Genomic DNA, 21,105 nt, shown 5'->3' with positions numbered 1-21,105 from the left:
TTCCTATATTCAGGTCTTGTCCGGGTTCCGGTTAACCGATGATCGCGTGGATATCGCTTTCTTTCATAATCAAATATTCTTTACCTTCATATTTGATTTCCGTTCCAGCGTATTTAGAGAAAATGACACGGTCGCCTTCTTTTACTTCCAGAGGAATACGGGCACCGTCTTTCAATGCGCCTGCGCCAACCGCGATAATTTTGCCTTCTTGCGGCTTTTCCTTGGCAGAGTCAGGAAGTACGATCCCGAAGGAAGTCGTTGTCTCTTGCTCAATTGCTTCCACCAATACGCGTTCACCCAAAGGTTTGATCATGAAAAAATAGCCTCCTTATTAAGTGTTTTATCCTGTAATTTGGTTGTTATGTTGTATGTATTAGCACTCGACAGTCGTCAGTGCTAACAACCAACTTTATGATACTCAACTTGGGATTGAATTTCAAGTCCCTAATGTATTTTTTATGGGAATTTTTATGGACAGCCCTTCCCGATTATATCCATCTATCTGAAAAATAACCGTTAACTCAAGGCTAATGGTTAGATTTAAGGCAGCTAAGCTGCTGCTGTTATGCTCTATAAATAGCCATGATATACAAATGCCATTCATTATCTGCAATTGCCATGTAGCGCGGACCCGAATAAATTGTTTACTGAGCCATTCAGGTCCTGCCTTATTATTCTGAAGCTACACGCAATTGGGCCTCACGTTCCTCCCGTGCACGCAGCTGCTTGCGGTACACGACCGAAGACAAATACACGCTCACTTCATATAGCACCAGCAACGGAATCGCCACCAAAAAATCGGAAATAAAGTCCGGCGGGGTAATGACAACCGCAACGAACACAAGCAGAAAATAAGAAATCTTCCGCCACTTGCGAAGCCGCATTGGTGTTAAAACATGAATCCCCGTCAGAAACATGATAAGCAGGGGGAGCTCAAACAGCAGCGCTACAGGTAGTACAATATTAAACATAAAGGTGAAATATTGTGCGATCCCGTACGTTTCCTGTAATCCCATACTTTTGGTGACCGACGATGTAAACTGAATTGCCATCGGGAAAATAATGAAATAAGCAAAAGCTGTCCCAATGATGAACAAAAGCAGCACATAAGGCACATACCGCAAAGTCGCACTCCGTTCTTGTGGTCTTAAGCCCGGGCTGACAAACTTCCACAGTTGGTAGCAAGCAAACGGTAGCGCCACCGCAATCCCGATGATCATGGCGATCTTCATGTAGATACCGATCCCGTCCCAAAAGGAAAACGCGTTTAACTGAAAAGCTTGCGCCGAACCGGAGCGAATAAGCCAGTCATAGACAGAACCCGCCGCGAACAGACCACCAGCCAGTGCCAATACAAATACAATTAGCACATAGATAATTCTGCGGCGAAGCTCTCCCAGATGTTCCATTAGCGGCATTTCATGCTCTGATGGGGTCAAGTCCACTCCTCCTTTCTGAACGGAACGCAGCAGCGCCTCCTAAAAAATAAAGCCCTTCACTGAAGAAGAGGCTTTTGTTTATTGTACAAGCATCAAGAATCGATCACTAAATCTATGACAAGCGTTTATCCTCAGGCTGAGGTTGAACTTCTGAAGACGTCGTCTGTGATGCTTTGACCACACTATCTTTGCTGTCTTTACGCTCAGTCCGTTCATCTTCTGATAAAATATCGCGTGCCCCGTTTTTAAACTCACGGAATGTACGCCCTACAGCTCGACCCAACTCAGGCAGCTTGTTCGGACCAAATAGCAGCAGCGCCAGAATGATCAACAAAATATAACCCGGTGCTCCAATATTGGGCATGTGTAGTAATCCTCCTTATGTTGACGGACAAAATAACAATCTTTGTCCGTATACGGCCTTATAAATTCTTATAGGTATCATACCACACACGATGTGCTGCCTTCTACCGGAACTGGCCTGTCACCATAAGTAGCGCTTCTGGAAGTTGGTCCATTATCGCTGCCAAATTTTCATGCACACCTTTGGGCGTTCCTGGTAAATTGACGATCAGTGTACGTCCGCGTATTCCTACGATTCCACGGAATAGCATAGCCGCTGGATTTTTCTGCATCACGATCATTCTCATGGCTTCCGCCATGCCTGGCACTTCCCGTTCCACAACCCGCCTAGTCGCCTCCGGTGTCACATCACGGATCGCCAGCTCGGTTCCACCCGTAGTTAGTACCAGGTCTGCATGAAAATAATCGGTCATTTCGATTAAAGCTGCAATAATTTCATCCGGTTCATCGGGAACGATCCGGTATTCCACAATCTCTCCGCCCAGTTCTTCTTCGATGAGTTCCCGGATGACCTGTGCGCTTGTATCCTCACGCTCTCCCCTTGCCCCTTTATCACTGGCAGTTAGGATCGCCGTTTTCCACACCATAAGATCACCCTTCTCCTATCATGAAAGAATACTTTCTCTTCTGAAAATCAGAAACAGCCACGCTGCATCCTCCATCACATCACAGTACCCTCTCGGCGACAATGTTGTCTATGTCAAGGTTCCCGGTGGTCCTCCCTTTGAAAATCCCCATGCTTGCCACCTGTTTTGGATTGCAGCATGGTAGGGCCGATGATCATATCTTTTTGCAGCGCCTTGCACATATCATACACGGTTAACGCTGCGGCTGAAGCCGCTGTCAAAGCTTCCATTTCTACACCTGTCTTACCTTCGGTCTTTACTTCAACTTCAATATGAAGCACATCATGTCCATTATCGGAAAAAGTAATGTTCACGCCTGTCAGGGCCAGTGGATGACACATCGGTATCCAGTCTGACGTTTTTTTCGCGCCTTGAATCCCTGCGACCTGCGCCACAGCAAGAACATCACCCTTGCCGATTCTTCCTTCTTTTACAGCCGTCAATGTAGCCGGATTCATTGTAATCTGAGTCACGGCAACTGCTGTACGAATCGTAGACGTTTTACCCGAAATATCTACCATCCGAGCCCGTCCCTGTTCGTTAAAATGAGTAAAGGAATCCACGACTCCCTCACAGCTCCTTTCACATACCCAACTTTACTTCATTCATCATTTGTCAATAATCACAATCTAAGCGTCCATCCAGAGTAAACAGCACGTCCACTCGCAAATCCCTTGGCTCCATGGGCACCTGTGTCAGCAATTGTCCCGGCAACAGCAGCGAGACATAAAGCGGACCTACATGGCTGTTGTTACGCTTCTCTGCCTCTACCTGTACGGTAAAGCGGTCATAATAGCCTCCGCCGTAGCCGATCCTGCCCCCACGACGATCAAAGGCCAAGCCGGGCACAACAACCCAGTCAATTCCCGTCCACATTTCAGGCGACCATTCCTTGCATGTCAAAGCAGGCTCAGGGATGTTCCAGATGCCGGGTACAATATCTCCGTACTGATCCATCTCCCTCAGCTCCATAGTCCGAGTTACCGGATCCACTCTTGGGGCTAGGACACGATCTCCCTGTGACCAGCAATGCTCAATGAGGGGAGTCGTCGAAATCTCGCTGCCAAAAGAGAGATAACTAAATAAGGTTAGCTTATCTCCGTTTCTGTCTATTCTAAGCTGCTCCCATGCCTCGATTGCATGCCGACAGGCCACAGCCGATGCCTTCTGCCTTGTCAGCGGGTCCATGGAGTCACGCGCTTCCCGTTGCTGCAAACGCAGCGCGTTCTTCACATTACAGACATCCATCACATCCGCCCTCCCGCACAATCGTCGATAATCTTTAAAACGTTACTATTGTCCCATTTGTCAGTAAGTGCTGTACGTTGCAAGTTTTTTTCATTCTTTTTCACTTCTCGTTTAAGTTTATCATTGTTTATACAAATTGACTACACGCGGCTCAAGGGTTTACAGGGTGAAATCAGTGCAATAGTGGGTAATTTCATGTAAACTGGAAGGAAGGTACCTGTGAAGAAAGCAGGTAGAACTGTGCAAAATGTAATGGAGGAACGATACGCTATGCTATTGCAAGTAACCGGAATTACTAAATCTTATGGAATTGAGCCCGTTCTGGACGGGATTAACCTTCAAATATTGGAACGTGAACGTATTGGACTCGTAGGTGTGAACGGTGCAGGCAAATCGACCCTGCTCAAAATCATTGCTGGTGAAATATCCTATGACAGTGGACAAATTTTCAAGGCGAAGGAGACCAGCATCGGTTATCTGGCGCAAAACAGCGGCTTGAATTCTGACCGTTCTATCTGGGGGGAAATGATGCTGGTGTTCACTCCCCTGATTGAAGCGGAACGGGAACTGCGGCAAATGGAACAGGACATCGCTGACCTGGCCAATGCTCAAAATGAAAAACGCTACGCAGATCTACTGGAACGCTATGCACGTCGTTCAGACTGGTTCAAGGATCACGGTGGTTATGAAATGGAGACCCGTATTCGCAGCGTGCTGCACGGTATGGGCTTTGGTTCATTTGCACCTGAGACGCCCGTAGCTACTCTGAGCGGAGGACAGAAAACTCGGCTTGCGCTAGCGCGCATCCTACTGCTCGCACCAGATGTCCTTATGCTCGATGAGCCTACCAACTATCTGGATATTCAAACACTGACCTGGTTGGAGGATTATTTGCGCGGCTACTCCGGTTCTCTGCTGGTTGTATCACATGACCGTTATTTCCTGGACCGACTGGTAACGACGATTATTGAAATTGAACGCCATCGTTCTACTCGATATACAGGCAACTACAGCCGCTACATGGAGCTGAAGGCTGCCGAGTACGAAACGAATCTGAAGCATTACGAAAAGCAGCAAGGAGAAATTGCCCGTTTAGAAGCATTCGTACAACGTAATATCGTGCGGGCTTCCACGACCAAACGCGCTCAAAGTCGGCGCAAGCAGCTAGATAAAATGGAGCGTATGGATCGGCCCATGGGAGACTTGAAAAAGGCTCATTTTTCCTTTGAAACAGCCCATATGTCAGGTAAGGAAGTACTGGAGGTACGTGACCTCTCTGTGGGGTATGAAGGTAAAAAGCCTTTATTCCAGCATGCATCGTTCGATTTAAAACGTGGAGATACCGTGGCACTGATTGGTCCAAACGGGATCGGAAAATCGACGTTGCTCAAATGTCTGACCGGATCACTTAAACCTGCTGCTGGCTCCATCCACTGGGGCACGAAAATCAAAATCGGCCTGTATGACCAGGAGCAGACGAACCTGAACCCCGCCAATACCGTACTGGAGGAGTTGTGGAGCGAGTACCCTCATATGGAGGAAGCACGGATTCGTACAGTGCTGGGTAATTTCCTGTTTAGCGGTGACGATGTACTTAAGAAGGTAGCTGCATTAAGCGGAGGAGAAAAAGCCCGTGTATCTCTGGCCAAGCTCATGCTGCGCGAAGCCAACGTGTTAATTCTAGATGAGCCTACCAACCATCTGGATCTGTTTAGCAAGGAAGTGCTGGAAGCGGCTTTGATGGACTATGACGGTACGCTGTTGTTCATTTCCCATGACCGTTATTTCCTGAACAAAATGGCGGAACGTGTCATCGAGCTTCATCCTGGGGGGATAGAACATTTCCTGGGGAATTATGATGACTATGTAGCCAAAAAACAGGAGTTAGAGGAAATTGCACAGGAAGCTCTGGAGGCAAATCAGGCCACACGCGGCAAAACATCGGCTACCTCTGCATCCGTGACAGACGAGACCACATCCAAATCACGCGCCGCCACCTATGCGGCAGACAAACAAGCCAAAAGCGAGGAACGTAGCCGTCAACGCAAGCTGGAGGCATTGGAAAACCAGATCAAAATGCTGGAAGAACAAATTTTAGGGCTGGAGGAACAAATGACCCTGCCTGAGATTTATCAGGATTACACAGCGCTTCAGAATATTCAGGCACAACTCGACACCCATAAACAGGAATTGACTGAAACCTATACCTCTTGGGAAGAGCTGTTAGAAGAATAAAAACTACTGCATAAAATCTTAGCCTTAAAAATTTCACATTTTCCTCTTCTATATTTTTGTACACAAGATTATCCACAGCTTATGTGTATGAATGAGATTGAAAAATGGCCTTTTGGGCCATTTTTTTATTGATAAAAAGCCATTTTCAAATGAAAACCAAATTTATCCACTCTTTTATCCACATTATCCACAGATTTCACAAGAACTAAAGGTGTTACATATCCCCCAACTTGCTATCTCCAAAAAGTCTTAGCCTGCTTGCTTCGGACTAGGTTATCCACATTCAAAGCGGTATATGTGGATAACTTTGTTCACAACTTGACAAATCACATCATTATTCGGGCAGTATCAAAATTCCAGATTTTTTTGATGAATCATGAAAAATCGTGAACAATTGTGACGAATAATGCGAGTGAATGAGATGCTGCCATTCATTTGCTCAAACTCCTGTATTTTATCCTCTTGCATTATATTTTTATGATAGTTATGGAGCGGAACAAAAAAGACACGACTCAACTGTGCCGTGTCTTGCTCATTCTTCTTCAATTAAGTTTGGACAGACCATTCTTCCAGAGACAGCCCTGGATCAGCCTTCATATCCAATGAGGTAAATTCCCCGCGCTTCCATTTGGCGTAGGCCGCAGCGCCGATCATCGCTGCATTATCTGTGCAATATTTCAACGATGGTACAAGCAGCTCGATCCCTTCGCGCTCACAACGCTCCCTCAATGCTGTACGCAGTCCGCGATTAGCAGCCACACCGCCACAAAGCAGAAGCTGCTTCGCACCGTATTCACGCATGGCACGAATCGCCTTTTCCACCAGCACCTCGACGACCGACTCTTGAAAGCCTCTTGCGATCGCTCCCACATGAACGGTTTCTCCGCGCATTTTTGTCTGGTTAATTACATTCAGCACCGCAGATTTCAAACCGCTAAAGCTAAAATCATAAGAATCCGGCTCCAGCCATGCACGCGGCAAAGTAACCACTTCCTCCGATTCATGAGCCACACGATCCACATGCGGGCCACCCGGATACGGAAACCCAATCGCTCTCGCTACTTTGTCGTAGGCTTCCCCAACCGCATCATCTCTTGTACGACCAATGAGTTGAAAATGACCTTCGGACTCCATCAGCACCAGCTCTGTATGTCCTCCTGACACAACGAGAGCAATGCACGGATATACGATATCATGCTCCAGCTGATTGGCATAAATATGTCCCGCGATATGATGCGTCCCGATTAATGGCTTGCCGAACGCCAAGGCAGCACTCTTGGCAGCGACAATCCCAACCAACAATGCGCCAACCAGTCCTGGTCCTTGTGTCACGGCAACCGCCGAAATCTCACGAGGGGTAATTCCCGATGTTTGCATGGCCTCGTCCAGCATGTAGGTGATGCTCTCCACATGTTTGCGTGAAGCCACCTCTGGCACAACACCACCAAAGGCTTTGTGTGTTTCAATCTGACTGGAAATCAAATTTGAGAGCACCTCTGTGCCATTTTTCACGACGGAAACAGCCGTCTCATCACAACTCGTTTCCACTGCCAGTATATAGCAAGGCTCGCCGGAGGCGGAGCCTGTACCTGCTTTTTCCTCTTGCGTCATTGCTTCTGCACGCTTCCTTCCTGTTCACCGGATGCCCCATGCGCGGGAAGATCCGCCCACATGATCACGGCATCCTCGTTATTATCCGAATAATAGCCTTTGCGCACACCTGCGGGCTTAAAGCCTTTTTTCTCATACAAGCCCTGAGCGATCCGGTTCGTTACCCGCACCTCCAGCGTCATACGTTCCATCCCTAAATAAGATGCCGTCTGCATCAGCTCATCCAACAGCTTGTCCCCAAGCTTGCGTCCGCGATAAGCCTCACGAATCGCAATATTCGTAATATGGGCCTCATCCATAATCGTCCACATGCCTGCGTAACCAATGGCTCGTCCGTCTAGTTCCATAATCATATATTTAGCGAAATGATTCATCGTCAGCTCATTGCGGAATGCTTCCTCCGTCCACGGCAGCGTGAACGCTTCATGCTCAATCTCCAGCACATCGGGAATATCATCCAGTTGCATCAAGCGAAACTCAAGTTTCTCTTCCCGCTGTATGTTCTTTGCCATGTTGTTCACCGCTCTCTTCAGCGCTGACGAAGCAGATTGGCTTCCGCCTCAGCCAGCTGGGTATAATTAGGAACCAGCGTATGTAGCTCGTCATGTTCCTGACGAAGCAGCTTATCCGCCCCAAGGCGGCCAACCCATCTTCCCTCCAGCTCATAAGGTACGATACGCAGCTCGCTCCATGCACGCAGGCGCTCGGCTGTTTCGGCGTGAACCGCCGTTTCACCGACTAGCCAAATGACCGGAGGACGCTCTTCAGAAGGCAAAGCCTCGAGCCGTTGCAGCAGATCATCGGTCCAAGCAGTCATCAAGCGAATTGCATCTGGCTCCAGCCGTTGAGGGCTCTCGGTGTCGTCAACTGTATTCACGCCGAACAGCCCCGTGTAAACCTGACCACGGCGCGCATCCAGCACAGGCACAATCCAGTCTGCTGCCTGCGCTCCGGATGAACCGTTATTCACAGACTCATTTTTATCTTCTTGTCCCTTCATCTCGATGCCGCGATTCCAACCACCCCACGCCAAAGCATGCAAAGTGGATATGGACGTCACCGGGATACCCCAGGCCCAAGCGAGTGTTTTGGCTGCAGTCACCGCAATCCGGATACCGGTATAAGACCCCGGTCCAACACCAACTGCAATACCATCTACATCATCTCGTGTCAGCCCTTCTTCATTCAGCAGTCGTTCCAGCTCGGTAATCACATGCACGGAGTGATTACGTTCGCCATATACGTTGCTTTCTCCCAGCAATTCTCTTCCGTTCATCAGAGCGGCCGCCATCACGGTCGTCGCTGTATCTAACGTCAAAAACCGCTCACGCGGCTTTACATTCACATCTGTATGCTCTCTTTGCATGGTTCAAACTCCATTCTCCCGCAAACTGCGGCACCATTGTTCATAAGGCTCGCCGTACCCGGTCAGGTGAATCAAGCGCTCCCCCACATCCGTTGTTTCTATATACATGTGAAGCCGCTGCTCCGGCAATATATCCGGTATAATACTACCCCATTCCACCAGACATACTCCTGTCCCGTAAAAATATTCGTCCAGCCCGAGATCCTCCGCCTCGTCCTGGGAAATCCGGTACACATCCATATGATACAAAGGCAATCGGCCCTCGTACTCCTTAATGAGGGTAAAGGTTGGACTATTTACGATGCCCGGCACACCTAAATGGCCGGCAAAAGCTTTGGAAAAAGCAGTTTTGCCCGCTCCCAGATCTCCATCCAGCACAATCACCGTTCCGGGAACCGCTTTGGCTGCCAAAAAACCAGCCAATGACCCGGTCTGTGCCTCTGAGACAGAACGGAACGTAAACTGCTCCTGCGAAATTGTCATATATTTTAATCACCTTTCGTCCGAATCGGACCGTTCCAACTTGTTCTTTATTATATAGTTCACCTTATGTCGCCGCAAGGCATGAAGACATGCTATTGTAAGTTAGTGATACACACAGGGAGGGATTGAAACGATGGGGCAAACCGTTTTACTCATGATTGATGTTCAGCAGGCTATGTTCATGTATGATGAGAAGCTGTATCGTGAGCAGGAAGTTGTAACGCATTTGCAGCAGCTTTTGGACAAAGCCAGAGCTACAGGTACACCGGTGATTTTTGTACAGCATACCGATGAAGCGGATGAGGATTTCCGAGAAAACAGTGTAGGCTGGGCCATCGCCGACGTAGTGCGTCCTCTTCCTCATGAACGAATTGTCCGTAAATCATCCTGGGACAGCTTCTACCAAACCGAATTGGGCCATGTACTGAAGGAACTGGGGGCCGATCAACTCGTAATCGCGGGGATGCAGACCGAGTTTTGCCTCGACACGACTTGCCGAAGCGCCTATAGTCTGGGATACCAGAACAACGTACTCGTATTGGATGCGCATAGTACATTTGATAGCAAGGTGCTAAGCGGTGAACAAATCGTAGCTCATCATAATGGTATGCTTGGCAATCGTTTTGTGCGTTTACTTGCGACGGAAGATGTACATTTTTCGTGAGTTGTTGAAGTTTAATGTTCCAAGCCGATTGCTTTCAAGCAAGTCGGCTTCTTTTTTTGTTCATGCGAAAAAAGCGCACTTTCGGGTGACACTGTTAACAAGAAGCGAGCTAGCACAATATAACGAAGATCATGAATATTGAAAGGCAAAGCCGTCTTCAGAAAATTCTGGAGGCTTTTTTTATTACCCAGCGATGAGTTAGATGATATTGCGAGGAAAACTTTCTCACGTATGGATTGCAACTTTCATTTTTAACATAAAATTCAATTAATGATCATGATTTTCAGAAAAATTAAGAAATTAACAGAAAACGTTAGAATGGCCTAATTATTGTGGAGTATATGGCCCTATAAACATCTGTACATAGATATGTGTAAATATTTGGACATTGAGCAAAATCTGCATTAGAACTATGATGAAAATGGTTTTAATTTCCAATGAGAGAAGGCGATCGAACCGTCACACTCACTGTCTTAGGCACCATGATATGCCCGCATGCAAATGTATCTTGCAGTCGCTGCTTCTCGTAGGTTAAGAGCGGAAATTACCAATTGAAGTGCAATCATGGATGTATTGTGTTTTGAACACAGCGAAAGGAATGTGAGTTTTTAATGAAAAAAGTAGCTTTAGTAAGCCCGTTGAGAACAGCGGTCGGCTCTTTTAACAAAACCCTTGCGCCTCTAAGCGCTTCCGAACTGGGGGCAACTGTGATGACAGCATGCCTTCAGCAAAGTAAATTAGAGCCTTCTTTGATTGATCAGATTTATTTGGGAAATGTTCTTCAGGCGGGCAATGGACAAAATCCTGCCAGACAGGCGGCATTAAAAGCCGGTATCCCTATTGATGTACCCGAAACAACGATAAACACGGTTTGCGGTTCAGGACTTCATGCCGTTGCTTTAGCTTACAATTCAATATTGGCTGAACAAGGCAACATCGTCTTGGCCGGAGGCATGGAGAGCATGTCGAACGCCCCTTACCTGCTAAGGAATGCAAGAAACGGCTACAAACTTGGCAACGGTGAGTTGGTAGACTCCCTAGTGGCCGATGGCCTTACGTGCCCGATCAACCATTACCATATGGGAATTACCGCAGAAAATGTTGCCGAGAAATATGGAATTTCAAGACTTGAACAGGACGAATTTGCTTATCATAGCCAGCTAAAAGCCGTAGAAGCAAAAAACAAGAAGCTTTTTGAAGAGCAAATTGTTCCGGTCATGATCAAAACCAAAAAAGAAACTATTTCTTTCACAGAGGACGAACACATAAGAGGAAATACAACGCAAGAAAAACTTTCTCAATTAAAACCTGCGTTTAAAGAGAACGGGACGGTTACCGCCGGAAATGCTTCAGGAATCAATGATGGCGCGGCGGCCGTGCTTGTAGTGTCGGAAGACAAATGCAAGGAACATGCATTAAAACCATTGGCATATATCAAGGGTTATTCACTTGTTGGCGTTGACCCTGCATATATGGGAATGGGGCCAGTGAAAGCCATTTCGACACTTCTTAAGCAGCAAGGTATATCCATCGATGCCATTGATCTTTTTGAAATTAATGAAGCGTTTGCCTCACAAGCATTAGCGGTAGTAAAAGAGCTAGGTGTCAGTCCGGAGAAGGTGAATGTCAATGGCGGCGCAATCGCAATCGGGCATCCTGTCGGTGCCAGCGGTGCTAGGATATTGACTACGTTGGTTCACGAAATGGTGCGAAGATCTTCACGCTACGGCATAGCCTCGTTATGCATCGGAACAGGAATGGGAATAGCGATGCTGGTTGAAAATGCGCTCATTTAAAGTGCGTGTTCAGGATGACTTTTAGAACTATCTCTTAAAAGGAAGGGAGATCGCTATGAATCAAAAAGATGTACTTTCACTCCAATCTATGCCTGCGGCTAGCGGTAGCTACGGGCGCCCACCATACCGCTTCATCAACCGGGAATTTTTTATCATTACCTATGAGACCGATCCTGCTGCGATTAGACAGGCGGTCCCAGAGCCTCTTGAGCCGGATGGAAGCAATACGGTCTCCTATGAATGGATCAAGATGCCCGATTCTTCCGGTTTAGGATGCTATGAGGAAAGTGGTATTGTCATTCCGTGTACTTTTCATGGAGAACCCTGCAATTTTGTTGCCCAAATGTATTTGGATAACGCGCCTGCTATTCTCGGGGGACGTGAAGTCTGGGGATTTCCGAAAAAATGGGCAAAGCCTCGCCTGAGCGTGGAGGAAACGGAGACGCTAACGGGTACATTGCATTATAATCACGTCCTGGTGGCCACGGGAACTATGCCTTTCAAATATAACATTCTTGATGAAAAGGAAACGGCAAAAGCCATCGCAAAAACGCAAGTTAATTTAAAGCTAATTCCTGATGTTGACGGTACCCCCAAAATCGCTCAATTAGTAGCGTATAATCTCGAGAACATTACTGTAAAAGGCGCCTGGTCAGGGCCTGCCAGATTAAGCTTGATCCCCCATGTCAACGCTCCAGTGGCAGATTTGCCTGTTAAAGCTTATATTGGCGGGAAACATTTTATTGCTGATTTAACGCTTCCATATGGAAGAGTCCTCTACGACTATCTCCAATAAAGTTTGCTTTCCTAAAAATATATATATAAGGAGAAGGAACCATGAATAACAAAGTAATCTCCGCTGAAGAAGCAGTTAAGAAGGTCAAAGACGGAGACACGGTGATGGTCGGAGGTTTTCTGGCAGGAGGCTTTCCAGAGGACCTGGTTCGTGCGCTTGTCGACACCAATCCTGCCAGCAATCTTACGATTGTTTCCAATGACACAGGCACACCGGAATTATCTATCTATAGACTTGTTAAAAGCGGCAGAGTAAAGCGGATTTTTGCATCCTATATCGGCTCCAATCCAGAAACGGGAAGGCTCCTGATGACGAAAGAAGCTGAGGTCCAACTCTTCCCGCAAGGCACGCTCGCTGAAAAAATACGCGCAGGAGGAGCCGGTTTGGGCGGGGTTTTAACACCTGTAGGTGTAGGCACCGTTGTAGAGGAAGGAAAACAGAAAATCAAAATTGATGAAAAGGAATACTTGCTCGAACTGCCGCTCAAAGCCGATGTGGCATTAATTAGAGCCCATAAGGCTGATGAAGCGGGGAATCTTGTCATCAACGGCTCTTCACGTAACTTCAATATGGTTATGGCTACAGCGGCAGAGTATGTAGTTGCTCAGGTAGACGAATACGTAAAGACGGGTGAAATTGACCCCAATCATGTCAACGTTCCCGGAATATTTGTCGACGCAATTGTAAAGGTGGGTGAAAACGCATGAATAACAGAGAATTTATTGCTCGAAGAATAGCCCAGGAATTCAAAAATGGTGAAGTTGTCAACCTTGGTGTCGGATTGCCTACAATGGTAGTGGACTATATCCCCGAAAACATTCATATTATGCTGCAGGCTGAGAACGGAATCCTCGGTGTAGGCCCCAAAGCGGCTCAGGGAAAAGAAAGACTCGATTGTATCGATTCAGGCGGTAACTATGTAACAACTATGGAAGGAGCATGCTTTTTTGACAGTGCACTTTCATTTTCCATCATCCGCGGAGGGCATGTGGATATCACCGTGCTGGGCGCCCTGGAGGTCGATGAGAAAGGCAACCTTGCAAGCTGGATGATCCCTGGAAAAAAGGTGCCAGGCATGGGGGGAGCCATGGATTTGGTGGTTGGAGCCAAGAGAGTGATTGTAGCCATGGAGCATGTGAACAAAAATGGGGCGCCCAAAATTCTGAAACAATGCAAGCTGCCCCTGACTGCTGTAAATGTTGTAAAGACCATAGTAACCGAAAAGGCTGTCATCGATGTTATTCCGGGTCAAGGGCTGATGCTAAAAGAAATTGCTCCGGGTTTGTCGGTGGAAGATGTTCAAATGGCGACAGAGGCTAAACTGATGGTTTCACCACATTTGAAGGCCATAGCAGTATAAAGGTCATAGAAAGGAACCAGCTGCACCTTCAAATTAACTGGTCTGGCGCTTAACTTGTCCCCTCGACTGCATTTATTATTACAAATAAGGTTCGCTAATTGCTCATTGAGCAATTGCGAGCCTTTTTTTGTTGGAGTGGGACCTTTCAAGCAGCATTCTGCGATGAAAGACTACAGCTGTCCAAGATCTTTCTACAGCTATACCCCATACTATGGAAAAAATCTGTTTTGGTGCTCCTCTTCTATTGTTCTTCCAGACGATCCACACGGACGGTTTGGGTATTGGTGGGTCTGCTACCTATCTGTACAGTGGCCATACCGTTCGCTTCGTCTACATGCTCAATCCAGATCGGTTTTCCATCCATTTGTACGGCAATGGTATCGGGCGAATCATAAATAGCTTTTGCTCGTTCCACGTTCATGCTATTCTTCCCCTCCTGATTGTTGTTGTCTGCATTCATTCAGAAATATAGTTCACCTAGTCTTCATCTATAATCCGTTCAACATCTAATGAAGGGATGCTATGAGAAGGCGAAGTTGAAACTACAGCCTCCAAATCCACATGAGCCACAGCTATGGGAAAAGGCGGTTGGATTCCATGGGAAAGGGCAAACTCTGGCGGCAATGCATCCTGTTCTCCTCCGGCGGGTCCCCGAAAGGCGACATGGTTTTGACCTACACGATGCCTGATTTGCCGAGGAAAGGATTTTCCGGACATAAATTGTGTACCTCCTTTTGAATCGGATATGCCTTACTATGCACCAAAATTGCTGTAACCATGCACAAGCAGAAGTAATTCGCAGTCTTCATTTGCACCTCATACAATCACTTGTACGAAGCATACTAAGTGAAAAATCATATGCTCATATCCCGGGGTGACCGGAATCGAAGGTGCAAAATGCGGATTTAAGAAAAGGGGGACTGGCGGTATGCATACGGTCTGGAAAGGCGCAATCAGCTTCGGGCTGGTTCATGTGCCCGTTAAAATGTTTTCAGCGACGGAGGATAAGGACATTTCCATGCGTTATATTCACAAGGAGTGTGGAAGCCCACTTAGCTATGTACGAAAGTGTCCCGTTTGTGATAAAGAGGTTGAGTGGGAGGAAATTGGAAAAGGCTACGAATATGAAAAAGGAAAATTTGTCATGTTCGACAAGGAGGAACTGGAGCAAGTTAGCGGACAAGCGGATAAAAATATTGTCATTTTAGATTTTGTGGATTTGCAGGAAATTGATCCGATTTACTTTCAGAAAACCTATTATTTGTCCCCGGATCAAGCTGGCTCCAATGCGTATAAGCTGCTCATGAATGCGATGAAGGATACCGGGAAAATCGGGATTGCCCAAATCTCCATCCGCTCTAAAAGCAGCCTGGCGGCTATTCGGGTGTTGGATGAATGCTTGGCGGTGGAGACGATGTTTTACCCAGATGAAATTCGCCCCATTGCTCAAGTTCCTAACTTACCGGGGCAGGAGGAGGTTAAAGAGAAGGAGCTAACTATGGCAAAAATGCTGATCGAGCAGCTATCTACACCTTTTGATGCAGCGAAGTATACGGATCAGTACCGCGAGCGTCTGCTGGATCTCATTCAGCATAAAGTGGCTGGTGAAGAGGTGCGAATCGCCCCAACACAACCTCAAACCAACGTAGTAGATTTAATGGCCGCCCTTCAGGCCAGCATCGAGGCAGTGCAACCTGTCGTTACCGATCCCGGCCCTGCTGCGAAAAAACGCCCTGCGCGTAAACCAGCAGCCCCAACAGCACAACAGGCTGTTGCAGGCGAGAACATCTCTCCGACTCCAGTCAAAAAGAAAAGAAGCACTGCCAAACGTAAAGAAACTTAAGCTGAGTTACAGAAAAGTCTGGCTAAGGGGTGGCGGTGAGACTGCTTTGATACGATAGTAGCTGACTGAACGCCCCCCGCTCCTCTTGTTCCAGTTGGCGGTAGTTCCCCTGCTGTATGACCTCGCCTTGATCCAGTACGACAATTTGATCTGCATGTCTGATGGTTGACAGGCGGTGAGCGATGACGATCAACGTCATTTGACCTTTCATCCGTTCCAGTGCTGCCTGAATTGCGGCTTCATGCTCACCATCCAGCGCACTTGTCGCTTCATCTAGTATAAGTACTGGAGGATGATGCAAGACAGCCCGTGCTAATACTAGCCGTTGACGTTCTCCTCCAGACAGACGAATCCCGCGATCTCCAATGACCGTGTCCAGCCCTTCGGGCAGTCTGGATACAAAGCTGTCTGCGGCTGCAAAATGTAACGCCTCCCATAGTTGCTGCTCACTAGCATCCTTATCTGCCAGCATCAAATTTTCACGGACAGTCGCATGAAATAAAAATGGGTCTTGTGACACGTAGCCAAACGACTGCCGCCACTGGGGCAACAATTCGTCGTCCAGAACAAGCCCGTCTATTGTAATCTGCCCCCCAGTTGGACGTAAAAAACCCATCAGGACATCGACCATTGTACTTTTACCTGCTCCCGATTTCCCTACAATGGCTGTCATTCCCCGGGCGGGTATGAACAAATTGATACGATGCAGCGCAGGCTCTGCTGCACCATCGTAGCGATAACCCAGATGGCTGCATTCAATTCCATGACGAAGGGACAGGGGTTGCCGTACAGCTGCAGATGATAGATTGAATACCGATGGATCGGAGAAAGCTTCGCACTCCTGTTGCACCTTGGTGACACTTTCAAAAGCGGAGATCATAGACATGATGTATTCCAGACTCGCTTGAATAAGGGCAAATCGGGGCCATAAGCGGGAAAATATAAGAATCAACACAATCAGTTTTTCAGATGTAACATGCAACCACTGCAACGATATAAATATGACACAAGCGACAAAAACAGCTGCCGCTGTACGATGAAAAAACTGTGTGGACGCATTTTGCCGGACAAATTGGGTCGTATTATCCTCCATTCGTTGTGTCAGGGAGCGAAACCAATGGATATTCGCCGCTTCCAACAGATTGCTTTTAATATCTTTCATGCCGTTCATGTGATCCGTAATTCCAGCAAAATAAACCTGCGACAGCTCAGTCGTACGATCACCTAATTGTTTGGCATTTCGAATGGAGCGGCGGAACACGACAAACAGCCCCAATCCACTCAGAAATACCAGTCCGGTTAAAGAGGGGGATAACCAAAAAGCCAGCGCAATCTGGATCAGCGTAAACATGACGGCTGTAGTCAGTTGAAGAAGCAAATTCGTTCCCTGACTGACACGCGCCAGCTCAGTCGTCATCACATGGCTAAAATCAGATTTACGCTGACGCAAATAAAAAGCCCACTGCGCCTTCATAAAGGAAGTGTACACGTCTATACGCAGAGAACGCATAAAACGCTGCTGAATCCGCGAATTCAGGATAGTTTGGTAACGCTGAAGCAAAGCCTGCCCTGTAAGCAGCACTACAAAAACCATCAACATCCCCGGCAACAGCCAGATTTTAGGAATGAACGCCAAAAAATGATCCAATCCATCAGACAGAAATGGCATCCCTGAATGACCGACAAATACGCCGATGGCCGCCAGCATAGGAACAAGCATATAAATGCCAAAACCCTCCAGCAGGCTAACAATGATCATACATCCAATATTGAGAAATAACGCACCGCCGTTCACGCTATACAGCTTTGTCATATATAATCGCAGGTGAACCATAATGCACACTCCTTATCGAGTCAGTGCTTTGAAAATCGCCGCTTCAGCCAAAGAAATGGACGTAAAGGGATATACAAAAAATGCAGCTGGCGAGGCAGTGGAAAAACGGCCGAATCCCCCGTAGAAGGAAACAAACGGCTGATGAGGTAACTTAGTCTGTGTCTTGGCTCTTTTAAGGAAAGCAAGTAAGTGCGGCTGACCGGCTGATGGGCAGCCGCCGTGTTTCTGGTCATGACTTGGCTGGAGGCGGCAGCTGGAGTAATGGGGGCACAACTGGTAGCGGTGCTCATCGGGCTATAGTCGTCGTTACTGTCACCTTCTGTGATGCTAGTAACGCCAATGGTGGCAAGCATGGCTGCTTCGCCACAGGTACTACACAATGAAGGACCGCCATCCAGAGGGGCGGCCTCCGCTTGCTCCGCCAAAGCTCTGCTGCGCAGCAGCTCTGATGGAGCAAGCCTACCTGTACCCGACCCGTGGGCAATCGGGTATGGTGCGGGAACGCTGGCCTGCATGAAGGCCAGCGCGCTCAGCGCGAGCCTGTGCGCCTGCCGGGTAGCCGATACCGGACGCATCGGCTCCGGTATCGGCGTACCCAACAGCGCAGCGGCGAGCGCCCAGGCCTGCCCGCCAGCAGGCAGGCCCCCGTAGCGGCGCATCATCGGCAGTAGCGCCTCCCAATCGACAGCACATACCGCAAGCCTGTCGATGTCAACCAGCCAGCGCAGCCTGAACCATCCGTGACGCGCACCATGCGCACTCAAGTACAGAAATTGATGCTCGCTGCCAAGCGTATACATACAGGACGTCATCGCAGTCCTGTTGCCGGCAGGTGCCAACGGTACCATCCGACTGGCTCCTGTAGCTTTACCCATTTGCCGACAGCTCCACAGCTCGTCAAAAGAGGGTTCCCCACCCCCATCCGGGTGAAGACGCCAATGCAACTCTATCTCTACCCGCTTTTGCGGATGGAGGTAGGATGCATGATGGTCCTTCCATTTCCAACTGCCAAGGACACGCACTTCTCCGCTCTTGGACGCATATCCGGCTTCCTTCATCCAATGCTCAGCCTCATCCATATCGTCAGGGGCAATGAGTAAATCGATGTCCTTGGAGGTACGCAGAGAAACATCCCCGTACAATTGCTGTGCCAGAGCAGGACCCTTCAGCATAAGCACACGGATTCCATGAGCTATGAGCAGCCTGGTCAGACGCCCGGCTTCTGCTTGAAGATGGAGCATGCGAAGCGTGTTTCGATGATATTGCGCCTGAAGGTTTCGCAACAATTCTGCGGGAATGAACGGATGATTCAATGTTTTCAGTTGGAGATACACCGTAGGTACCACTCGATGGTGCTCGGTCAGACGTAAAAAGCGGACCCAATCCATCTCACGCAGCTGGGTAGCAGCAGTCTTATCCTGCCAATGAGAAACGTCTTTCCCCAATAGAGAGAGTAACAACGTTAATTCCTGATCCTCATTCCAATTCGCAAGTTCCAAAACAGACTTGGTGGGCATGCATTCTTCTCCTTCGATTCTTTGGACTTCTTTTGTCTCATCGCCTTAAAGCAAAGAACTACCTTTATCTTCCATCTTTGTATTTGTATCCGTCACAGCACGTCTCCCGAATATCCCCACCACCGTAAATGCTTCCATCTCCCGTTTCCCCGTGACATAAATCGGTCCGCTACGTACCCATGCATGTGCGGCCAAGCGGCCAGCGGCATTTTTGGCTGTGCCCAGATACAGCGTGCAGTCCAGTTTTCTACGTCCCAGCAACGTCATCGCCGCAGCGGCTTGTACAAGACAACTACTGCGCCAAGGAGTATAACGGCTTGCCAGCTCCACAGCGTGCGAAATCTGCTGAATGGACTTCTCCTGCCTGACATCACACTGCCATGGAGTTTCTTCCGTACATATACCCCAAACCCTTGAGTAATCCCCAAAAGAACGACGCTGGCGCAGCCTCGCCCATCCCAGCTCCAGCCAAGCTTCCGGCAACAATCTCCTGACCTCTGGAGACAGGAGAAAAAGCCGTTGTATCCGCATATTATACCGACTCCCGTAGAAGCTTTAACAGTCCTTCCCGCTCCAACTCAGCCACAAAGGTATGTACCTGCTGTCTGCACTGTTCCTCGTCCACCTCATATTCGTTCGTCAGGACAGTTACGATATCGCCAAGTGAAGGACCGGATTCTGCCAGTTCCCAGATTCGTCCTCCTGTGAATCCTAAGTTGTAATATTTACCAGTGTTAATACTCATCATCACTTTTTCCCCGTCCATATCACTGACGTAGACCTCTTCACCGTAAATGACGCGATAATGGTCTTTAGCTGGATTAGTGGCTGCCATAACTCTTTTCCTCCTTACGAATGATATCAAGTACCCGTTGTACAACCTCGGACGCAGTAAAGACGGAACCATCCCTCAGCAGCCGCCAGCCCTCTACTTTACGAGCCATCCTAGCCGCTGTATCAAACGACCATTCACTCAAACCCATTCGCGGAATAATCACCCTACGATATGTATGTTGTAGTAATGTATGCAAGCACTCCAGAACGTTCAAGGGCTGTTCCGTAACTGCCACTAACTCCCCTTCGCGCATCAACGCACGGATTGGTGAATCTGCCACTAGCTCAAATACGCCTCCTAAGGGCAGCGGATCGTTAAAAAATTCATCTACGGCGGGTACGGCATATTTATTCAGCTCATCTGCAAGCATACGCAGATCCCTGTATTGTGGCATTACAGAATTGCCATCCGTTAGGGACCGTATGTGATTTATTGTGCGTGCATGCTTGTTCTCCCGTAAAGCCTCCAGTTGGAGCAAGCTATCCAATCCCAACTTTTGCTGCGGATAAGCTGGATACACGATGACTGAGGAAGCCGTAGCTTCTACAGCAATCACGTCATCACTAACCATCTGATAACCTGCCTGCCTAAAAGTAGCCGCCAGTGTCGATTTCCCCGTACCCGATTCACCCACAAATGCGTAGGCCCTCCCCCCAATGACGACCGCACTTCCGTGAATAGGTAATATTCGTCTTTGCATCAGCAGAACACCCATGCATGTACCCAGCACAAATAGCCGCACGGTGTCAGGATCGGCCCCGGAGAATATGCTTACCTCGATTTCCTTGCCTTCCCTGACGGCATATATGGCCGTGCCTGGTATTTGGAACATAAATCGTTCATCCAGCATCACAAAATTGGCCTGTTCCAGCTGACCACTCCATGCAGTCAAATCAGCCTGTCGAATGACTACATCCTCTACTGCTTCCGGTGCTGCCAGGAGCAGCTCAGGCAGATTCAGTTCACTGGCAATCCTGAGTCCAAAGGCTGTATATTTCGTCCAACTAACATTTGCACTCCTGTCATGCACGGTAGGACTCACTCCTCTGTCCTTAAAAATCCCGTCTTTATTTCTTGGGCAAAATCTCT

At 48.1% G+C, this 21,105-nt stretch carries 24 protein-coding genes; 7 read left to right on the top strand and 17 right to left on the bottom strand.

Going from position 1 to position 21,105, the window contains the following annotated elements:
* Positions 1 to 31: 31 nt before the first annotated feature.
* The 6 genes from groES to ACWGXJ_RS06540 all read right to left on the bottom strand — a co-directional run bounded on the left by groES (position 32) and on the right by ACWGXJ_RS06540 (position 3,676).
* Positions 32 to 313 (bottom strand): co-chaperone GroES, encoded by a 282-nt coding sequence (gene groES, locus ACWGXJ_RS06565; protein WP_007429271.1) that lies wholly within the window; start codon positions 311 to 313, stop codon positions 32 to 34.
* Between the two features lie 358 nt (positions 314 to 671).
* Positions 672 to 1,439, bottom strand: coding sequence for a twin-arginine translocase subunit TatC (tatC, locus tag ACWGXJ_RS06560; RefSeq protein ID WP_452566426.1), 768 nt, complete (start codon positions 1,437 to 1,439; stop codon positions 672 to 674).
* Positions 1,440 to 1,551: 112 nt separating this feature from the next.
* Positions 1,552 to 1,803: a twin-arginine translocase TatA/TatE family subunit gene (locus tag ACWGXJ_RS06555; protein WP_013309213.1), complete on the bottom strand. Its 252-nt coding sequence runs from the start codon at positions 1,801 to 1,803 to the stop codon at positions 1,552 to 1,554.
* 103 nt (positions 1,804 to 1,906) lie between these two features.
* On the bottom strand, positions 1,907 to 2,389 hold the full coding sequence (locus ACWGXJ_RS06550; RefSeq protein WP_013309212.1) for a MogA/MoaB family molybdenum cofactor biosynthesis protein: 483 nt from the start codon (positions 2,387 to 2,389) through the stop codon (positions 1,907 to 1,909).
* Positions 2,390 to 2,502: 113 nt separating this feature from the next.
* On the bottom strand, positions 2,503 to 2,991 hold the full coding sequence (gene moaC, locus ACWGXJ_RS06545; RefSeq protein WP_013309211.1) for a cyclic pyranopterin monophosphate synthase MoaC: 489 nt from the start codon (positions 2,989 to 2,991) through the stop codon (positions 2,503 to 2,505).
* A 52-nt stretch (positions 2,992 to 3,043) separates the two neighbouring features.
* Complete coding sequence (locus ACWGXJ_RS06540) at positions 3,044 to 3,676, bottom strand: 5-formyltetrahydrofolate cyclo-ligase (protein WP_254326656.1); 633 nt, start codon at positions 3,674 to 3,676, stop codon at positions 3,044 to 3,046.
* A 270-nt stretch (positions 3,677 to 3,946) separates the two neighbouring features.
* Between ACWGXJ_RS06540 and ACWGXJ_RS06535 the strand changes: the two genes are divergently transcribed.
* Positions 3,947 to 5,911: an ABC-F family ATP-binding cassette domain-containing protein gene (locus tag ACWGXJ_RS06535; RefSeq protein ID WP_452567875.1), complete on the top strand. Its 1,965-nt coding sequence runs from the start codon at positions 3,947 to 3,949 to the stop codon at positions 5,909 to 5,911.
* Positions 5,912 to 6,457: 546 nt separating this feature from the next.
* On the opposite strand, the gene tsaD is transcribed toward ACWGXJ_RS06535, so the two are convergent.
* From tsaD to tsaE, 4 genes are read right to left on the bottom strand one after another with little or no spacing between them, the layout of a single operon-like run.
* Positions 6,458 to 7,522, bottom strand: a complete 1,065-nt coding sequence (tsaD, locus tag ACWGXJ_RS06530) for a tRNA (adenosine(37)-N6)-threonylcarbamoyltransferase complex transferase subunit TsaD (RefSeq protein ID WP_452566425.1) — start codon at positions 7,520 to 7,522, stop codon at positions 6,458 to 6,460.
* Positions 7,519 to 8,034 carry a ribosomal protein S18-alanine N-acetyltransferase gene (gene rimI / locus ACWGXJ_RS06525; RefSeq protein WP_039269584.1) on the bottom strand — a complete coding sequence of 172 codons (516 nt, stop codon included), beginning with the start codon at positions 8,032 to 8,034 and terminating at the stop codon, positions 7,519 to 7,521. Before rimI ends, tsaD begins: the two co-directional genes overlap by 4 nt.
* Positions 8,035 to 8,051: 17 nt before the next feature.
* Positions 8,052 to 8,888 (bottom strand): tRNA (adenosine(37)-N6)-threonylcarbamoyltransferase complex dimerization subunit type 1 TsaB, encoded by an 837-nt coding sequence (gene tsaB / locus ACWGXJ_RS06520; protein WP_039269583.1) that lies wholly within the window; start codon positions 8,886 to 8,888, stop codon positions 8,052 to 8,054.
* Between the two features lie 3 nt (positions 8,889 to 8,891).
* Positions 8,892 to 9,371: a tRNA (adenosine(37)-N6)-threonylcarbamoyltransferase complex ATPase subunit type 1 TsaE gene (gene tsaE / locus ACWGXJ_RS06515; RefSeq protein WP_023987468.1), complete on the bottom strand. Its 480-nt coding sequence runs from the start codon at positions 9,369 to 9,371 to the stop codon at positions 8,892 to 8,894.
* Between the two features lie 133 nt (positions 9,372 to 9,504).
* Here tsaE and ACWGXJ_RS06510 point away from each other — a divergent pair, with 133 nt between their 5' ends.
* From ACWGXJ_RS06510 to ACWGXJ_RS06490, 5 genes are all read left to right on the top strand, one after another.
* Positions 9,505 to 10,035 (top strand): cysteine hydrolase family protein, encoded by a 531-nt coding sequence (locus tag ACWGXJ_RS06510; protein ID WP_069291351.1) that lies wholly within the window; start codon positions 9,505 to 9,507, stop codon positions 10,033 to 10,035.
* 611 nt (positions 10,036 to 10,646) lie between these two features.
* A complete protein-coding gene (locus tag ACWGXJ_RS06505; RefSeq protein ID WP_250267699.1) occupies positions 10,647 to 11,831 on the top strand; it encodes an acetyl-CoA C-acetyltransferase in 1,185 nt (394 codons plus the stop codon).
* Between the two features lie 55 nt (positions 11,832 to 11,886).
* Positions 11,887 to 12,627, top strand: a complete 741-nt coding sequence (locus ACWGXJ_RS06500) for an acetoacetate decarboxylase (protein WP_061829615.1) — start codon at positions 11,887 to 11,889, stop codon at positions 12,625 to 12,627.
* A gap of 41 nt (positions 12,628 to 12,668) precedes the next feature.
* Positions 12,669 to 13,334 carry a CoA transferase subunit A gene (locus tag ACWGXJ_RS06495; RefSeq protein ID WP_452566424.1) on the top strand — a complete coding sequence of 222 codons (666 nt, stop codon included), beginning with the start codon at positions 12,669 to 12,671 and terminating at the stop codon, positions 13,332 to 13,334.
* Complete coding sequence (locus ACWGXJ_RS06490; protein WP_452566423.1) at positions 13,331 to 13,987, top strand: 3-oxoacid CoA-transferase subunit B; 657 nt, start codon at positions 13,331 to 13,333, stop codon at positions 13,985 to 13,987. Before ACWGXJ_RS06495 ends, ACWGXJ_RS06490 begins: the two co-directional genes overlap by 4 nt.
* A gap of 241 nt (positions 13,988 to 14,228) precedes the next feature.
* Here the strand turns inward: ACWGXJ_RS06490 and ACWGXJ_RS06485 are convergent, their stop codons facing one another.
* Positions 14,229 to 14,408 (bottom strand): H-type small acid-soluble spore protein, encoded by a 180-nt coding sequence (locus tag ACWGXJ_RS06485; RefSeq protein ID WP_069291346.1) that lies wholly within the window; start codon positions 14,406 to 14,408, stop codon positions 14,229 to 14,231.
* Between the two features lie 56 nt (positions 14,409 to 14,464).
* On the bottom strand, positions 14,465 to 14,704 hold the full coding sequence (locus tag ACWGXJ_RS06480; protein ID WP_061829618.1) for a hypothetical protein: 240 nt from the start codon (positions 14,702 to 14,704) through the stop codon (positions 14,465 to 14,467).
* A gap of 211 nt (positions 14,705 to 14,915) precedes the next feature.
* Here ACWGXJ_RS06480 and ku point away from each other — a divergent pair, with 211 nt between their 5' ends.
* Complete coding sequence (ku, locus tag ACWGXJ_RS06475; protein WP_013309197.1) at positions 14,916 to 15,830, top strand: non-homologous end joining protein Ku; 915 nt, start codon at positions 14,916 to 14,918, stop codon at positions 15,828 to 15,830.
* Between the two features lie 22 nt (positions 15,831 to 15,852).
* On the opposite strand, the gene ACWGXJ_RS06470 is transcribed toward ku, so the two are convergent.
* Genes ACWGXJ_RS06470 through ACWGXJ_RS06450 form a run of 5 tightly spaced genes read right to left on the bottom strand, consistent with a single transcriptional unit; the run spans position 15,853 to position 21,046 of the window.
* Positions 15,853 to 17,664, bottom strand: a complete 1,812-nt coding sequence (locus ACWGXJ_RS06470) for an ABC transporter ATP-binding protein (protein WP_452566422.1) — start codon at positions 17,662 to 17,664, stop codon at positions 15,853 to 15,855.
* Between the two features lie 20 nt (positions 17,665 to 17,684).
* Entirely contained in the window at positions 17,685 to 19,181 is a 1,497-nt protein-coding gene (locus tag ACWGXJ_RS06465) for a nucleotidyltransferase domain-containing protein (RefSeq protein WP_322173269.1), read from the bottom strand.
* Positions 19,182 to 19,226: 45 nt separating this feature from the next.
* Positions 19,227 to 19,712: a lasso peptide biosynthesis B2 protein gene (locus tag ACWGXJ_RS06460; RefSeq protein WP_322173271.1), complete on the bottom strand. Its 486-nt coding sequence runs from the start codon at positions 19,710 to 19,712 to the stop codon at positions 19,227 to 19,229.
* A gap of 1 nt (position 19,713) precedes the next feature.
* Positions 19,714 to 20,016, bottom strand: a complete 303-nt coding sequence (locus ACWGXJ_RS06455) for a lasso peptide biosynthesis PqqD family chaperone (RefSeq protein WP_025720436.1) — start codon at positions 20,014 to 20,016, stop codon at positions 19,714 to 19,716.
* On the bottom strand, positions 20,003 to 21,046 hold the full coding sequence (locus ACWGXJ_RS06450; protein ID WP_322173273.1) for a serine kinase: 1,044 nt from the start codon (positions 21,044 to 21,046) through the stop codon (positions 20,003 to 20,005). The genes ACWGXJ_RS06455 and ACWGXJ_RS06450 overlap by 14 nt, the downstream gene beginning before the upstream one ends.
* Positions 21,047 to 21,105: the final 59 nt, after the last annotated feature.

It is taken from the genome of Paenibacillus sp. S33 (assembly GCF_053615415.1).
Note: the sequence above shows the minus strand (reverse complement) of the source record. Positions and strands in the feature narration are given on the sequence as shown.

Excerpts from the sequence above, each read along its gene's own strand:
- groES (WP_007429271.1), bottom strand. The coding sequence starts at position 313 with ATGATCAAACCTTTGGGTGAACGCGTATTGGTGGAAGCAATTGAGCAA.
- ACWGXJ_RS06555 (WP_013309213.1), bottom strand. The coding sequence starts at position 1,803 with ATGCCCAATATTGGAGCACCGGGTTATATTTTGTTGATCATTCTGGCG.
- ACWGXJ_RS06550 (WP_013309212.1), bottom strand. The coding sequence starts at position 2,389 with ATGGTGTGGAAAACGGCGATCCTAACTGCCAGTGATAAAGGGGCAAGG.
- ACWGXJ_RS06540 (WP_254326656.1), bottom strand. The coding sequence starts at position 3,676 with ATGGATGTCTGTAATGTGAAGAACGCGCTGCGTTTGCAGCAACGGGAA.
- ACWGXJ_RS06535 (WP_452567875.1), top strand. The coding sequence starts at position 3,947 with ATGCTATTGCAAGTAACCGGAATTACTAAATCTTATGGAATTGAGCCC.
- tsaD (WP_452566425.1), bottom strand. The coding sequence starts at position 7,522 with ATGACGCAAGAGGAAAAAGCAGGTACAGGCTCCGCCTCCGGCGAGCCT.
- rimI (WP_039269584.1), bottom strand. The coding sequence starts at position 8,034 with ATGGCAAAGAACATACAGCGGGAAGAGAAACTTGAGTTTCGCTTGATG.
- tsaB (WP_039269583.1), bottom strand. The coding sequence starts at position 8,888 with ATGCAAAGAGAGCATACAGATGTGAATGTAAAGCCGCGTGAGCGGTTT.
- tsaE (WP_023987468.1), bottom strand. The coding sequence starts at position 9,371 with ATGACAATTTCGCAGGAGCAGTTTACGTTCCGTTCTGTCTCAGAGGCA.
- ACWGXJ_RS06510 (WP_069291351.1), top strand. The coding sequence starts at position 9,505 with ATGGGGCAAACCGTTTTACTCATGATTGATGTTCAGCAGGCTATGTTC.
- ACWGXJ_RS06505 (WP_250267699.1), top strand. The coding sequence starts at position 10,647 with ATGAAAAAAGTAGCTTTAGTAAGCCCGTTGAGAACAGCGGTCGGCTCT.
- ACWGXJ_RS06500 (WP_061829615.1), top strand. The coding sequence starts at position 11,887 with ATGAATCAAAAAGATGTACTTTCACTCCAATCTATGCCTGCGGCTAGC.
- ACWGXJ_RS06495 (WP_452566424.1), top strand. The coding sequence starts at position 12,669 with ATGAATAACAAAGTAATCTCCGCTGAAGAAGCAGTTAAGAAGGTCAAA.
- ACWGXJ_RS06490 (WP_452566423.1), top strand. The coding sequence starts at position 13,331 with ATGAATAACAGAGAATTTATTGCTCGAAGAATAGCCCAGGAATTCAAA.
- ACWGXJ_RS06485 (WP_069291346.1), bottom strand. The coding sequence starts at position 14,408 with ATGAACGTGGAACGAGCAAAAGCTATTTATGATTCGCCCGATACCATT.
- ACWGXJ_RS06480 (WP_061829618.1), bottom strand. The coding sequence starts at position 14,704 with ATGTCCGGAAAATCCTTTCCTCGGCAAATCAGGCATCGTGTAGGTCAA.
- ku (WP_013309197.1), top strand. The coding sequence starts at position 14,916 with ATGCATACGGTCTGGAAAGGCGCAATCAGCTTCGGGCTGGTTCATGTG.
- ACWGXJ_RS06470 (WP_452566422.1), bottom strand. The coding sequence starts at position 17,664 with ATGGTTCACCTGCGATTATATATGACAAAGCTGTATAGCGTGAACGGC.
- ACWGXJ_RS06465 (WP_322173269.1), bottom strand. The coding sequence starts at position 19,181 with ATGCCCACCAAGTCTGTTTTGGAACTTGCGAATTGGAATGAGGATCAG.
- ACWGXJ_RS06460 (WP_322173271.1), bottom strand. The coding sequence starts at position 19,712 with ATGCGGATACAACGGCTTTTTCTCCTGTCTCCAGAGGTCAGGAGATTG.
- ACWGXJ_RS06455 (WP_025720436.1), bottom strand. The coding sequence starts at position 20,016 with ATGGCAGCCACTAATCCAGCTAAAGACCATTATCGCGTCATTTACGGT.